This is a genomic window from Pedobacter nyackensis (assembly GCF_032678475.1).
Taxonomy (GTDB): domain Bacteria; phylum Bacteroidota; class Bacteroidia; order Sphingobacteriales; family Sphingobacteriaceae; genus Pedobacter; species Pedobacter nyackensis_A.
This window is the reverse complement of the sequence record NZ_JAVTSF010000002.1, coordinates 542,860-556,534: the sequence shown is the minus strand read 5'-3', so window position 1 is coordinate 556,534 and position 13,675 is coordinate 542,860. Positions and strand designations below refer to the sequence as shown.

The window sequence follows — 13,675 nt, the reverse complement described above, 5'->3', positions numbered from 1 at the left end:
GAAAATTATATCCCTTTATCGATAGCTTTGTTAATTACGTCCTGTATTCGTCCCCTGATTTTCATAGTGCTTAGCTTATCGGTAACGCTGGGGTATACACGATTGGAAAGGAAGATGTAGACCAGGCCTCTTGCCGGGTCAACCCAAACGCAGGTTCCGGTATATCCCGTGTGTCCGTAGGTTTGCGGGGATGCGGTTTCTGAAGGGTATTTTTTGGTCAGATCCGGGTCCCATCTATCGAAACCAAGACCTCTTCTGCTTACATTGGACTGCTTTGCTGTAAACATATCTACAGTTTGAGGTGTAAAGTATTGCTGCCCTCCATAGCTGCCTTTATTTAGAAACATCTGGTAAATGATCGCGATGTCGTTAGCACTTGCGAATAAGCCTGCATGACCTGAAACACCCCCGGAAAGTGCTGCACCCTGGTCATGAACATATCCCTGCAATAGCGTTTTTCTAAAGTAATTATCTTGTTCTGTCGGAATAATCTGTTCTCTCGGGAACCTGTTTCTTGGTAAAAAACCAGCCGTTTGCATACCAAGAGGTTTATAAAAATTTTCTTGTACGTACTGATCCAGCGGGATGCCGGAAATACGTTCTGCAATCTCTTTCATGACATACATGCTGATATCACTATACACATAAGTACCTCTGGTTCTTATTGGTGAATTTAGCATCTTAGGCCACATGACATCTTTAAAATAGTTTTTTCTGATATAGTAATTATCGGCCACTTTTGTATTATACAGCGCACTGGAGTCTCTGCTGTAGTCGCCGGGTTGTATATTGTTGTGAAAAGCGATGTAAGGGATAAAACCAGCCTGATGCAACATGACTTCCCTTATCTTAATGCTGTTCATTGGGGTAGTTCTTGCTTTCGGAATATAAGCGCCGATATTGGTGTCCAGGTTTAACTTTTGTTGCTCAACCAGGCGCATGATGGTAGGAGTAGTAGCAGTGGTTTTGGTTAGTGAGGCAACGTCGAAAATATCGGTTAGCTTATCTGGATTATTATTTTCATAAGTGTGATTGCCATATCCCTTATTGAATATTACTTTTCCATCTTTCGCAACCAGTACAACTATGCCTGGAGTAGCATGTGCTTTTATGGCTTCGGTTGCGATATGATCTATTTCGCTCAGGTTGTTTGCATTTACTTTGGCATCTTCAGGCAATGTGTATTTCAACCGGATAACGTTGGTTGTGTAACCAGTGCCTAAAGTGTATTTTGGAGAAAAACTGTGATTGAGTTTCTGACTGACAGCTATGCCGCCAAAAATCATTTGTGGTATAATGGCCGCAGCTATAGGAGTGTTTTGTTCAGTCCACAGGATAGGCGCATTAAGCGCGTCTAATACATTAAGTGCCCTCCCTTCTCCAAACAGGGAAATTATCACCTGTTTGCTTTTTGCTATACTTAGTATAAAATTAATGTTCCGGGAATCGTTGGCAGCAGCGGAGGGTATGGTAATTAGTATAGTATTGAAATATTTGAGATCGTCTTCCAGATCGTTTAATGTCGCTGAATTGGCATAGTCAGCAGCACTGAAAGTGCCAATCTTTGCATATTTGCTCAATAGGCTATCAAAGACAGATTGGTTGTTAAAACCAAGATTTACTGAAGCGATGTTTTTTTTATCCAGATTTAACAGTGGAATGGTATTGTCCTGATTGTTAAGTAGTGCTGTATTGCTGGTAATGGTGTTGGAAACCATCAATATCTGTTCGTTTTGCTGGTGTTCCTGTTGTGCGCATGCGGTGAATGTAGATAAGGCGAATAAACTAGTGGTAATGATGCCTGCAAGCTTGTTTTTTTTCATGAACGGAGTTTCTCTGTAATAGCTTTGATTATAAAACGTAATTATCAGGGTTTTAATCTGTCATTGCTGAGGTAAATATAATGGTAATTTTATGGTAATATCTGGATGATGTGCCGCAAATATCTAAAAAGATAGGTTAAGATAAGCCGTATTTTGCCTAAATTAGCAACTTTACTGAAGAGAAATAGATGTCAGATATTATACAGCTTTTACCCGATAGTGTAGCCAATCAAATCGCCGCAGGCGAGGTAGTACAACGGCCTGCGTCAGCGGTGAAAGAGCTATTGGAGAATGCGATTGATGCGGGAGCAAATAAAATACAGTTAATTGTTAAGGATGCGGGAAAAGCGCTGATTCAGGTGATCGATAATGGCTCGGGGATGAGCGTTACCGATGCAAGAATGTGTTTTGAACGCCATGCTACATCCAAAGTACGTAAAGCCGAAGACCTTTTTGCCATACGTACTATGGGCTTTAGAGGTGAAGCTATGGCTTCTATCGCTGCAATTGCGCAGGTGGAAATGAAAACCCGTAAGCATGATGAAGAGCTTGGGACCAAGATCGAAATAGAGGGCTCAGTTTTTGTAAAACAAGAGCCGGTAGCCACTCCTGAAGGTACAAGCATTAGCATAAAGAATCTTTTTTATAATACACCGGCTAGACGGAACTTCCTGAAAAGTAATCCGGCAGAAATGCGTCATATCCTTGATGAATTTCAACGGGTAACCTTGGCAAATCCTGCAATTTCCTTTACACTTCATCACGATGGGGTTGAGATTTATCGTTTACCATCTTCCGTTTTAAAGCAACGGATTGTTCATTTATTTGGGAACAATTATAATGAGCGCCTGATTCCGGTAGAAGAGGAAACCAGCATCATCAATTTAAAAGGCTATATCGGTAAGCCGGAGTACGCAAAAAAAACAAGGGGTGAGCAGTTCTTTTTTGTCAACAATCGTTTCATTAAAGATCCTTATCTGAACCATGCGGTTAACAGGGCTTATGAAGAGCTGCTACAGGACGATCATTTTCCTATGTATGTGCTTTTTATAGATATTGATCCGGCGAATATCGATGTGAACGTACACCCTACGAAAACAGAAATCAAGTATTTGGACGAGAAATCCATTTACGCCATACTTCACTCAGCAGTGAAAAGATCTTTGGGCCGGTTTAATATTAGTCCGACTATAGATTTCGATCAGGAGACTGGCTTTAGTGGAATGATTACCCATAAATCACCAGAAGAAATTGTTCCTCCAAGTATCAGTTTTAACCCTGATTTTAACCCTTTTGCCGGGGATAAGCCCTCTACTACGCGGGAATCTGCTTATGCTAGTTTCCCAAAAAGTTATGGCGGCGGAGGTGGTATATCTCCAAGTACGAAGAACTGGGGTTCATTGTATGAGATTGCAAACCATGCAGAGGTAGAGCAAGGGGCTTTGGATTTACCTCTTGCAGAAACAGAACATCAGTTTAGCCCGGTTCAAAAACAGTTGATGCAATTGCATAACCGTTATATCATTTCTCAGATTAAATCGGGTTTAATGCTGATAGATCAGCAAGCTGCACATGAACGGATCCTGTATGAACGTTTTACGTTACACCTGGAAGACAGAAAGGGTGCTTCGCAGCAAAGTCTGTTTCCACAAACTGTTACTTTAAGCCCAAATGACTATGAACTGGCAAAGAGTTTACTGGAAGACATAAAAAGTTTAGGTTTCGAGGTAAGAGAGTTTGGTAAAAATACGTTAGTGATTGAAGGTATACCTGTTGATTTGGGTGGAGGAAATGTGAATGAAACCCAGTTGTTTGAACACCTGATAGAAGGGTTTAAAAATTCGCAGCAGGAACTGAAATTAGATAAAAGAGATGCCTTGGCCAGAAGTATGGCGAGAAATAGTGCCATCAAAAATGGAGCTGCATTAGGACAGGAAGAGATGAATACATTGATTGAGCAACTTTTTGCCTGTAAAACACCTAACTTTAGTATTAGTGGTAAACCGGTTATCCAAACGATTGGATTAGCTGAACTTGATAAAAAATTTGATAAATAGATAAATGAATAATATACATATACCACCAGTCGTAAAGAATTTGCTGATCATTAATGTGCTGTTTTTTGCTGCGATGTTCATGTTTAAAGACTATCAGGGGAACTATTTATTGGTAGAGAAACTCTCCGTGTTTTATTTTGATTCACCATTTTTTAAAATTTGGCAACCAATAACCTACATGTTTATGCACAGCCCGTCTGGATTTGCACACATCTTCTTTAATATGTTTGCCTTATTTATGTTTGGAGGGGTGCTTGAATCAAGATGGGGAGCAAAACGTTTCCTGAATTTTTATTTAATTACTGGTTTAGGTGCTTTAGGTTTACAATGGGCAGTGCAGGCTTTTGAAGTTTACCAGATTGTCGGAACTGCTACTCCTGGAGAAAGTTTACTTAATTTGGTTAATCTAACACCAAATCAGACACTCACTCTGCAGGGGATTTATTCAGGGCCGATGCTTGGAGCATCGGGTGCGATATTCGGTCTCCTAGTGGCCTTCGGAATGTTGTATCCCAATACTGAAATGTATATTATGTTTATTCCTGTACCTATTAAAGCCAAGTATCTGATTCCAATTTATATCGTTATGGAACTCTCTCTTGGAGTTGCACAAATTCCAGGTGATTCTGTTGCGCATTATGCGCATCTTGGCGGTGGATTGGTAGGTTTTATATTAGTCAAACTTTGGGGCGACAGAAATAACGATAGATTTTATACCTATTATGAATAACAACCTGTTAAAAGATTTAAAGTATAAGGTATTCCAATCGGGGAATCCGGTGTTCCTTTATATAGGGATCAATGTCATTATTTTTGTAGTCTTATCACTGCTAAATATTCCTTTCTTTTTATCTGGCAAGGGGGGAATTGGGTATGATATGCTGGTTAGGGAATATGTGGGCTTTCCGGCCTCTCTTTCAAAACTGCCTTTAAGGTTTTATACCATCATTACCTATCAGTTTTTTCACGACGGAATCTGGCACATACTTTTCAATATGCTCTGGTTGTTCTGGTTGGGTAATATCTTCCTGGATTTTTTAAAGCCGCGCCAGTTTCATTTTGTGTACCTCGCGGGAGGTATCGCTGGTGCATTGTTCTATTTTCTCGCCTATAATATTTTTCCCGTTTTTGCCGATGTAAAGTCCGATGCAACAGTTATTGGTTCTTCGGCCGCAGTCATGGCAATTATTGTAGCTACGGCGACCTTGTTGCCCGATTACAGCATGCGATTAATGTTTTTCGGAGATGTTAAGCTGAAATACCTGGCCCTGGCTTATATAGTTTTAGATCTGATAGGTATTGCTTCTAAAGATGCGGGCGGCAGTTTTGCCCATATTGGTGGTGCAGTAATGGGTTTTACCTATATAAAATTGTTAAAAAGCGGCACCGACTGGAGTAGCTTGTTTAAACGTAAGCCTAAATTAAGAGTGGTGAAAAATAACTCGGGAAAGCAAACCGACAGAAAACAAACGGATAGCGTAAATCAGGAAGAAATAGACCGGATACTGGATAAGATTTCTAAAACAGGATACGATAAATTAAACAGACAAGAGAAAGAGACCTTATTTAAGGCAAGCAAAAAATAATGAAACCAACCAAACCTACATTCCTGGACAGACTAGTTCGCCTGCTGGCTATTGCGCTCGCAATCGGTCTTGCCTTGGGCATTCTGGCAGGTAGGTTTGATCCCCGAAGTTTTCAGCTTATAGCTTTCTTCGGCCTTGCTTATCCCTATATTCTGTTGTTGAATGTATTGATGATTATGTGGTGGTGTTTCCGGAAAAGATGGCTGTTCGCGGCGTCAACGCTCGCTCTGATTTTATTGGGATGGAATTCGCTGACCACGACATTTGGGTTTACCGGTGAAAAAGGATTAGGTCCTAAGACAGATAAAGACCTGATTCGTATGATGACTTACAATGTCCATAGTTTTAAACCTTATGGCGAAGAAAATGTGGAATCTGTAAAACAGGAAATGTTAAGCCTTATTGCATCAGAAAACCCAGATATTATCTGTTTCCAGGAGTATTTTACCAGAAAAAAGGGGAGCTACGACATCACGGATAGCCTTAAAGTTATACTTGATAAACCGTATTACTATTTTGATCCTACTTCTCAGAATGACTACGAAGCTACCGGGCTTGCTATTTTTTCAAAGTACCCGATAAAGAACAAAGGAGCGATTGAGTTTAATCAGGTTTATAAAGGGAATGGTAGTATTTATGTCGATATCATGATTCAAAATAAATTGCTGAGAGTTTATAATGTACACATGCAGTCGATCTCTTTTGGTAAACAGGATTATATGTATTTAGATCAGGTGAAACAAAAGATGGAGCCTGAGCTTTATTCTTCAAAAAGAATACTGGTGATGTTGAGGAATGCCTTTCTGAAGCGTAGTGATCAGGTTGATATTATGAAAGCGCACATGAAAACTTGCGAAATACCTTTTATAATTGCCGGCGATTTTAATGATACACCAGCGTCGTATGTCGTAACGCAAATGACGAAGTCATTAAACAATACTTTTAAAGAACAAGGAACCGGATTTGGAAAGACCTATAACGGGAAATTTCCAAATTTTCAGATAGACTACATCGCAACTACCAAAAACTTTGATGTGCTCAATTATCACATCATTGAAGCAGAATTGTCAGATCATTTTCCTGTTCGTAGTGATTTAAGATTAAACCCCTAAAATTTTTACCTTTGCACAATGGATAAAGGCTTATACCTATACAACACCCTTACACGAAAAAAGGAAGTTTTTGAACCGCTAAGCTCGCCTAATGTAGGCATGTATGTTTGCGGCCCTACTGTATACAGTGATGTTCATTTAGGCAATTGCCGCACTTTTATCTCTTTCGATTTAATATTCAGATACCTGAAATATAGTGGTTACAAGGTGCGCTATGTGCGTAACATTACCGATGCAGGACATTTGGAAGGTGATCGTGATGAGGGAGACGATAAGTTTGCAAAACGTGCAAAATTAGAGCAGCTTGAGCCTATGGAGATTGTGCAGAAATACACACTTGGTTTTCATGATGTACTAAGAATGTTTAATACACTGCCGCCAAGTATAGAGCCTACTGCTACAGGTCATATTACCGAGCAGATTGAAATGATCAAAGTGATTATGGACAATGGGTATGCTTATGAGGTAGATGGAACTATCTATTTCGACGTGGAGAAATATAGCAAGAATTATAATTACACCATATTAACCAATAGAAACCTGGAGGACATGTTGGCCAATACCCGTGAATTGGGTGGGCAGGATGATAAAAGGGGGCGACTTGATTTTGCGCTATGGATAAAGGCAAAGCCTGAAACTATTATGCGCTGGCCTTCTCCATGGGGTGTAGGATTTCCTGGCTGGCATATCGAATGTTCGGCGATGAGTGCTAAATATCTTGGGGATGAGTTCGATATACATGGTGGTGGGATGGATCTTGCTGCAACACATCATACCAATGAAATTGCGCAATCAGAAGCTTGCAGTCGTAAACAACCAGCAAAATACTGGATGCATACCAATATGCTTACTGTAAATGGGACACGAATGTCGAAATCTGCAGGTAATGGCTTTTTGCCTGGTGAGCTTTTTACTGGTGACCATCCTTTACTGGAACGCGGATTTAGCCCTATGACTGTTAAGTTCTTTATGCTACAGGCACATTACCGCAGTACACTGGACTTCTCAAATGAGGCATTGGATGCTTCAGAAAAAGGTTTCAGACGCTTAATGAATGCGTTGAGCTTACTTGGGAAGTTAAGCCCTTCAACCGAAAGTGATTTTGAAATCGGGCCTTTAGTAAACAATTGTTCAAAAGCAATGAATGATGATTTCAATAGTCCGGTAGTCATTGCCGAACTCTTTGAAGCTGCAAGGATCATCAACATCATTTACGATGGAAAAGGTAAAATCTCTGCTATTGAATTAGATAAGCTGAAAAAGCTGATGAATGATTTCGTATTTGAAATTTTTGGATTAAAAGATGAAGAAACTTCAAATGTGGAACTAAACTCCGTATTGGATTTGGTTATAGATATTCGTAAAGCTGCTAAGGAAAATAAAGACTATGCCACTTCTGATAGAATCCGTCTTGGCCTGCAAAGTATGGGTATACAACTAAAAGACAGCAAGGACGGAACAACCTGGACTAAAGCTTAGTTTTGTGTATTTGTTAATTACTTTTTAAAAGAGAAATATATCCAAACCCTATATTCGTAACGCAAACTATTTAAATATCATGATGAACAAGTTTCTTTATACAATTATTGCTGCTTCTGTAACCCTTGGTGCTTATGCCCAAAAGTCTGATGGAAGTACAAAGTCTTTACTAAAAGCGGAAAAAGAATTTGCAGAAAGTCTGGCAAAAAACGGTGCTAAAATGGCATTTACTACATTCGCAGCTGCCGATGGACTGGTTTTTAGACCTAATCCGGTAAATGCAAAAACGTTTTATGCCACACAACCTGAAAGTAAAGACCTTAGCTGGACACCTGTTTATGCTAAAGTTTCGAGGAGCGGTGACTGGGGCTTCTCAACAGGTTCTTATATTGAAAAAGGTGATAAAACTTCATATGGACAATATTTAAGCGTATGGAAAGCTAAAGACGGCAAATGGGAGCTCGACCTTGATATGGGTACTTCTAACAATAAGCCATTAAATAAGGTTACGCCATTGTTTGTTGAACCTAAAGACTTTTACAAGCCAAAGTTTTTAAATGATAAGCAAAGAGCTGCTGGTGCCGATATCATTGCCACTACTGAGAAAACACTTAATGCTACTTTAAAATCATATGGAATGGCTGCTTTTGCTGGCTTTTTAAATCCAGATGCCCGTTTGTTGTTCCCGGGTTATGAGCCAATGATTGGTAAAGACAATATAGTGCCTTTCTTTAATAGTATGGTAAGTAAGGTTTCTTTTAAAACAACTAAAGTGAGTAAAGCTGATGGCGGTGACCTGGCCTATACTTATGGGGTTGCAACAGTTGATTATAAGGCCGACTTAAGAGAAAGCTTCAATTATGTGTTTATTTATGAGCGTCAGGCTGACCATAACTGGAATATTATTGTACAGGCTTTTGCTCCTGCTGAGCGTTAATAGATGTTTTCTAAAGCGTAGCGTCGTCCTGAATTTATTTCAGGATCCCGAAAAATACATGTAAAGCAAATGATACTTAAAAAAGGCACTTATAGTGCCTTTTTTGTTTGGTCCCCAATAAAACCTTATTTTATGCCGTTATAGAAAATAAATGAAGAAACTATTATTAATTGCAGGATTTGCACTGGCCTCTGTTGTTACCACAAATGCGCAGAAATTCATGCTGATAGGTCACCAGGGGGCAAGGGGAATTATGCCCGAAAATACTATTCAGGGGATGATTAAAGCCTTAGATCTGGATGTGAATGTGTTGAATATGGGGGTGGTAATCTCTAAAGACGAGCAGGTTGTTTTATCACATGAACCTTATTTTAATAATGAGATTAGTACAAGACCAGATGGAAAACCTATCTCTTTTAAAGATGAGAAGAAATACAACATGTTTAAAATGGATTATGCCGAAATCAGGAAGTTTGATGTAGGTAGTAAGGTTCATCCTCGGTTTCCCGGCCAAATGAAGATCAAAGCTCATAAACCTTTACTGGCTGAGGTTGTTGATTCTGTCGAAGCCTATGTAAAGAAAAACAAGCTTGCAAAGCCGCTTTATAATATAGAAACTGCACTGATCAGGAAAGGAGACGGAGAATTTCAACCAGATGCTTCAGTATTTATTGAGCGTATTATGGAAATTGTGAAGGAGAAGAAACTCACAAAGAGGGTGATCATCCAATCGCTGGATCTGCGTACACTCCAATATCTGCGCGAACACTATCCGAACATCAAAACGTCTTTGATGATAGATGAGAAGCAGGACTTTGAAGACGGGATACAGGCTTTAGGATTTACACCGGATTACTATAGTCCTTATTATGTATTGGTAGGAAAAGGATTGGTAGACCGTTGTCATGATGCTGGCGTAAAAATTATTCCCTGGACAGTCAATACCGCTAAAGATATGAGCTATCTGATTAACCTGGGGGTTGATGGTATCATAACAGATTATCCCAATCAGTATACCAGGATAATGCAGCAGGAATAAGTTTTAATAAAGGTTTTTAATAATACGTTCTACAGAAAGACCTTCTGCTTCTGCACGATAATTACGTACAATGCGGTGACGAAGGATTGCTTCTGCAACGGCTTGTACATCTTCAATATCAGGTGCATATTTTCCTGTGATCGCAGCATGGCATTTAGCGCCTATAACGAGGAATTGTGAGGCTCTTGGGCCTGCACCCCAATTGATGTATTTGTTGACTTCCTCGGTCGCCAACGGCGTATTTGGTCTGGTTTTACTAACCAGCTTTACTGCGTACTCAACTACATTGTCGGTTACAGGGATATTTCTTACCAGCTTTTGGAAGTATTGAATCTGAGTTGCATTGATGATCTTATTCAGTTTAACTTCATTATTGCTGGTCGTATTCTTTACAATCGTTAATTCATCTTCAAATGTTGGATAACCCAAATGAACATTGAACATAAACCGATCCAGCTGTGCTTCGGGCAGGGGGTATGTTCCTTCCTGCTCAATTGGATTCTGGGTAGCCAGAACAAAGAAAGGATTGGGAAGAACGTGTCTTAATCCGGCAGCAGTTACCGCTTTTTCCTGCATGGCCTCTAATAAGGCCGCTTGAGTTTTTGGTGGTGTTCTGTTGATCTCATCAGCAAGGATAATGTTTGAGAAGATCGGTCCGTTAATGAATTTGAAGTTTCTGTCTTCACCTAATATCTCTGCGCCTATAATGTCGCTCGGCATCAGGTCAGGGGTGAACTGGATCCTGTTGAAATTAAGATCCAGTACATTTGCTACAGTTTGAACCAGTAAGGTTTTTGCAAGTCCAGGTACTCCAACCAGCAAACAATGTCCATTACTAAAAATTGATATGAGTACAGACTTAATAATGTCGTCCTGCCCGATAACAACCTTTCCTATTTCGGCTTTAATGCTGTTGTAGGATTCATGCAAAGCATCAACAGCCTTAATGTCATTGTCAAACTGCATAAGCGTTTATTTTTGTGCGGATTTAGATTTTGCCGACCAGATTTTTAACTCATCGCAATCGTCATAGTCTTCATCAATACGGATATAAGAGTTTTCTCTTCTTTTTTCAAACCATTCACTTAGAATCTTATCCGTTTTTTCCTGTTGTGCTTTCTCTTTAAACTTAGCATAATCCTGCTCCAGATTACCTTTGTGAGGTGGGATTTTGTTTTTTAAATAAAGGATTTTATATCCCTCTTTACCACTCGCATCAGTGAAGCGGGTAGGTGTAGACATCTCACCAACTTTCATGGTATCTACAATAAGGAATACACCAGGCTCCAGCTTGTCAGCCGGAATGAAGGTTGTTCTGGCTGTAACATTATCTGCATAAAGCAACATCCCGCCATTATATTGAGATTCTTTGTTGTCTGAATATTGTGAGGCAGCATAAGAAAATGGCATTTTCTTCGCCGGGTCTTTACTCGTAAGGTTTTGATAAATGGTATCCGCTTTAAGCTTCACGCGGTCAAGACTAGCCTGCGTATTTTGCGGACGGATCAAGATATGGCGTGCCTGTACCTGCTCACCACGACGCTCTATCACCTGTAGAATATGGAACCCATGCTCCGTTTCAAACACAGGCGAAATTTCACCAGCTTTTAATTTAAATGCTTGTGCAGTAAATTCTTTCACCATCCTTGTACGGTCAAAGAAACCTAAATCACCACCATCAGGTGCTGAGCCTGGATCTTCAGAATAAGATTTAGCGAGGAAAGCAAAATCTTCACCGCTTTTTACTCTTAAACGTAAAGCATCGATTTTATCGTGATACTTTTGTTTCTCCGCTTTAGTTAGTTTCGGATACATGACAATCTCACCAATTTCATACTCTGTAGGAATATCAGGTAAGCTGTCTTTTTTATATCCATCAAAATATTTTTTAACTTCCAAAGGTGTAATGCTTACATCCTGAGTGATTTTTTGCTGCATTTTGTTTGAAATCAGTTGCTCTTTAATGTCCGGTCTGATCTCATCTTTATATTGAAGTACCGAACGGTTTAAAAATTGCTCCAGACGTTCCTGACCACCTGCTTTCTGAATTTGGTAGCGCATACGTTTTTCTACTTCTTCATCAATTTGAGATTCTTCCACAACTACAGAGTCAATCTCTGCCTGCTGTTTCAATAATTTTTGTGCAAGCATTTGCTGTAGGATATAACACTTTATTTTAGGGTCATCAGTGTTTCCTGAATTCAGGAACTGCGCATATTGCTGATTTAAATCAGATAACAAAATAATATTGCTTCCCAACACCGCTACCACTTTGTCTATGTTCTTTTTTTGTGCCTGGGTATTTAAAAACAAACAGATGAATCCGCTTGCGATCACTAAAAATTTCTTCATTATATCTTTGTTCAATTGTATTCCTTTTGCAAATTTACTATTCTCAACAGGTAATGACTAGTTTACTTACAACTTTGCCAGTTTCTTTACCTCGTTCTGGTTAATCTTTATAATATATTTCTTTCTGAGTGTGTCAATCCATTCTTTTTCAAGACGTTCCTGATCGTCTTTTTCCTTGTTCCATATTTTTATTTCCGATGCATTAAACATCAACGCAGCGTCACAGTACTCGTTCATGATCATCGTATAGGTTTTACTACTTTTAGCAGTTCCTTTTTTTTGAGCCTCTAATGCAGCTTCATAATTTTTTATTTCAGCCAGATAAGCTGTATCTGCATCCAAACCCATTTCCTTTGCATCCAGAACTTTAAGCTTAAAGTTGATGTATTGGTTTAAATAACTTTCCAGATCCTGAGCAGAAACGGCTGAATTACCTATGTGGTTCTTTTTATAAAACCACATAAACTCTTTATTAGTTATCGGTTTTCCATTAATGGTCGCAACATTCTGTGCAAATGCACCGTTAATAAAAAAACAGAAGACAATAATGCAATAAGCTTTTCTCACAAAAGATATATAGTGTATATTTTTAAGGCATAAAAGTAATAAATAAAGGCACTATAATAAGATATTTAACTAATTTTAACAGAAAAAAGATTCCCAGTAAAATTATCATTAATGGATAACCAATTAACAGCTGATGGAGCTGCCCTTCATTTATTTTTTACAGATGATGTTTATTTTGTCAATGAGCCTGGTATTCAGTATGATGGGGTAGCGAAAAGCCTCGCTTCTACCCCTGTGGATGTAGTCTCAGAATCTGTTGTTAAGGTTCCTTTAATGAAACAGGGAATTCCTGCTATTCCAGTGCCGATTGCTGCTACGGTAACCCAACAGACTGTTGAGTTCAGGTTTTTGGGTAAGAATAAGCGAAATATACTTATTCTGGTTAACGATGAACAAAATGAGGTGAGTGACGAAGCGGGGCGCGAATTGTTGCGTAAAATCGTAAAGTCAGTTAACCTTACCGCAAATGATTTTGCGCTTTTAAATTATGCGGGTTATAAAGGTACAGGCCTTAAACAGTTACAGGAATATTTCTCCTGCAACCTGGTTTTTGCTTTCGGTGTAACACCAGCACATCTCGGTATTGGTACAGCGTATCCCGAGCACGTAATCGTTCTTGAAGATGCTGTAAAAATGATCTTTTCTGCAGAACTTAAAACACTTGATCAGAATCCTGCAGGTAAAAAAGCATTGTGGGGAAGTCTTCAAAACCTTGGATTATAA

12 protein-coding genes are annotated in these 13,675 nt (G+C 39.2%); 8 read left to right on the top strand and 4 right to left on the bottom strand.

The features are described 5' to 3' along the window. Positions 1–5: 5 nt before the first annotated feature. Positions 6–1,823 (bottom strand): serine hydrolase domain-containing protein, encoded by a 1,818-nt coding sequence (locus R2Q84_RS09915; protein WP_316816374.1) that lies wholly within the window; start codon positions 1,821–1,823, stop codon positions 6–8. Positions 1,824–2,011: 188 nt separating this feature from the next. On the opposite strand from R2Q84_RS09915, the gene mutL reads away from it, so the two are divergent. The 7 genes from mutL (at position 2,012) to R2Q84_RS09880 (ending at position 10,033) form a co-directional block, all read left to right on the top strand. After that, entirely contained in the window at positions 2,012–3,880 is a 1,869-nt protein-coding gene (mutL, locus tag R2Q84_RS09910; protein ID WP_316816373.1) for a DNA mismatch repair endonuclease MutL, read from the top strand. 4 nt (positions 3,881–3,884) lie between these two features. Then, the gene (locus R2Q84_RS09905) at positions 3,885–4,610 is read left to right on the top strand and encodes a rhomboid family intramembrane serine protease (protein ID WP_316816372.1); all 726 of its coding nucleotides are present in this window, start codon (positions 3,885–3,887) and stop codon (positions 4,608–4,610) included. Then, the gene (locus tag R2Q84_RS09900; RefSeq protein WP_316816371.1) at positions 4,603–5,466 is read left to right on the top strand and encodes a rhomboid family intramembrane serine protease; all 864 of its coding nucleotides are present in this window, start codon (positions 4,603–4,605) and stop codon (positions 5,464–5,466) included. The genes R2Q84_RS09905 and R2Q84_RS09900 overlap by 8 nt, the downstream gene beginning before the upstream one ends. Further along, the gene (locus R2Q84_RS09895; protein ID WP_316816370.1) at positions 5,466–6,578 is read left to right on the top strand and encodes an endonuclease/exonuclease/phosphatase family protein; all 1,113 of its coding nucleotides are present in this window, start codon (positions 5,466–5,468) and stop codon (positions 6,576–6,578) included. Before R2Q84_RS09900 ends, R2Q84_RS09895 begins: the two co-directional genes overlap by 1 nt. 18 nt (positions 6,579–6,596) lie before the next feature. Beyond that, the gene (cysS, locus tag R2Q84_RS09890; RefSeq protein ID WP_316816369.1) at positions 6,597–8,057 is read left to right on the top strand and encodes a cysteine--tRNA ligase; all 1,461 of its coding nucleotides are present in this window, start codon (positions 6,597–6,599) and stop codon (positions 8,055–8,057) included. A 79-nt stretch (positions 8,058–8,136) separates the two neighbouring features. Beyond that, positions 8,137–8,994 (top strand): nuclear transport factor 2 family protein, encoded by an 858-nt coding sequence (locus tag R2Q84_RS09885; protein WP_316816368.1) that lies wholly within the window; start codon positions 8,137–8,139, stop codon positions 8,992–8,994. A 151-nt stretch (positions 8,995–9,145) separates the two neighbouring features. Then, positions 9,146–10,033, top strand: coding sequence for a glycerophosphodiester phosphodiesterase family protein (locus R2Q84_RS09880; RefSeq protein ID WP_316816367.1), 888 nt, complete (start codon positions 9,146–9,148; stop codon positions 10,031–10,033). 3 nt (positions 10,034–10,036) lie between these two features. On the opposite strand, the gene R2Q84_RS09875 is transcribed toward R2Q84_RS09880, so the two are convergent. The 3 genes from R2Q84_RS09875 to R2Q84_RS09865 all read right to left on the bottom strand — a co-directional run bounded on the left by R2Q84_RS09875 (position 10,037) and on the right by R2Q84_RS09865 (position 12,952). Further along, the gene (locus R2Q84_RS09875) at positions 10,037–10,999 is read right to left on the bottom strand and encodes a MoxR family ATPase (RefSeq protein ID WP_316816366.1); all 963 of its coding nucleotides are present in this window, start codon (positions 10,997–10,999) and stop codon (positions 10,037–10,039) included. Between the two features lie 6 nt (positions 11,000–11,005). Next, a complete protein-coding gene (locus R2Q84_RS09870; protein WP_316816365.1) occupies positions 11,006–12,385 on the bottom strand; it encodes a peptidylprolyl isomerase in 1,380 nt (459 codons plus the stop codon). Positions 12,386–12,451: 66 nt separating this feature from the next. Then, positions 12,452–12,952: a hypothetical protein gene (locus R2Q84_RS09865; protein ID WP_316816364.1), complete on the bottom strand. Its 501-nt coding sequence runs from the start codon at positions 12,950–12,952 to the stop codon at positions 12,452–12,454. Between the two features lie 111 nt (positions 12,953–13,063). Between R2Q84_RS09865 and R2Q84_RS09860 the strand changes: the two genes are divergently transcribed. Further along, entirely contained in the window at positions 13,064–13,675 is a 612-nt protein-coding gene (locus R2Q84_RS09860) for a hypothetical protein (protein WP_316816363.1), read from the top strand.

What these genes read in the sequence shown, in the direction of transcription:
- R2Q84_RS09915 (WP_316816374.1), bottom strand. Translation starts at nt 1,823, where the DNA reads ATGAAAAAAAACAAGCTTGCAGGCATCATTACCACTAGTTTATTCGCC.
- mutL (WP_316816373.1), top strand. Translation starts at nt 2,012, where the DNA reads ATGTCAGATATTATACAGCTTTTACCCGATAGTGTAGCCAATCAAATC.
- R2Q84_RS09905 (WP_316816372.1), top strand. Translation starts at nt 3,885, where the DNA reads ATGAATAATATACATATACCACCAGTCGTAAAGAATTTGCTGATCATT.
- R2Q84_RS09900 (WP_316816371.1), top strand. Translation starts at nt 4,603, where the DNA reads ATGAATAACAACCTGTTAAAAGATTTAAAGTATAAGGTATTCCAATCG.
- R2Q84_RS09895 (WP_316816370.1), top strand. Translation starts at nt 5,466, where the DNA reads ATGAAACCAACCAAACCTACATTCCTGGACAGACTAGTTCGCCTGCTG.
- cysS (WP_316816369.1), top strand. Translation starts at nt 6,597, where the DNA reads ATGGATAAAGGCTTATACCTATACAACACCCTTACACGAAAAAAGGAA.
- R2Q84_RS09885 (WP_316816368.1), top strand. Translation starts at nt 8,137, where the DNA reads ATGATGAACAAGTTTCTTTATACAATTATTGCTGCTTCTGTAACCCTT.
- R2Q84_RS09880 (WP_316816367.1), top strand. Translation starts at nt 9,146, where the DNA reads ATGAAGAAACTATTATTAATTGCAGGATTTGCACTGGCCTCTGTTGTT.
- R2Q84_RS09875 (WP_316816366.1), bottom strand. Translation starts at nt 10,999, where the DNA reads ATGCAGTTTGACAATGACATTAAGGCTGTTGATGCTTTGCATGAATCC.
- R2Q84_RS09870 (WP_316816365.1), bottom strand. Translation starts at nt 12,385, where the DNA reads ATGAAGAAATTTTTAGTGATCGCAAGCGGATTCATCTGTTTGTTTTTA.
- R2Q84_RS09860 (WP_316816363.1), top strand. Translation starts at nt 13,064, where the DNA reads ATGGATAACCAATTAACAGCTGATGGAGCTGCCCTTCATTTATTTTTT.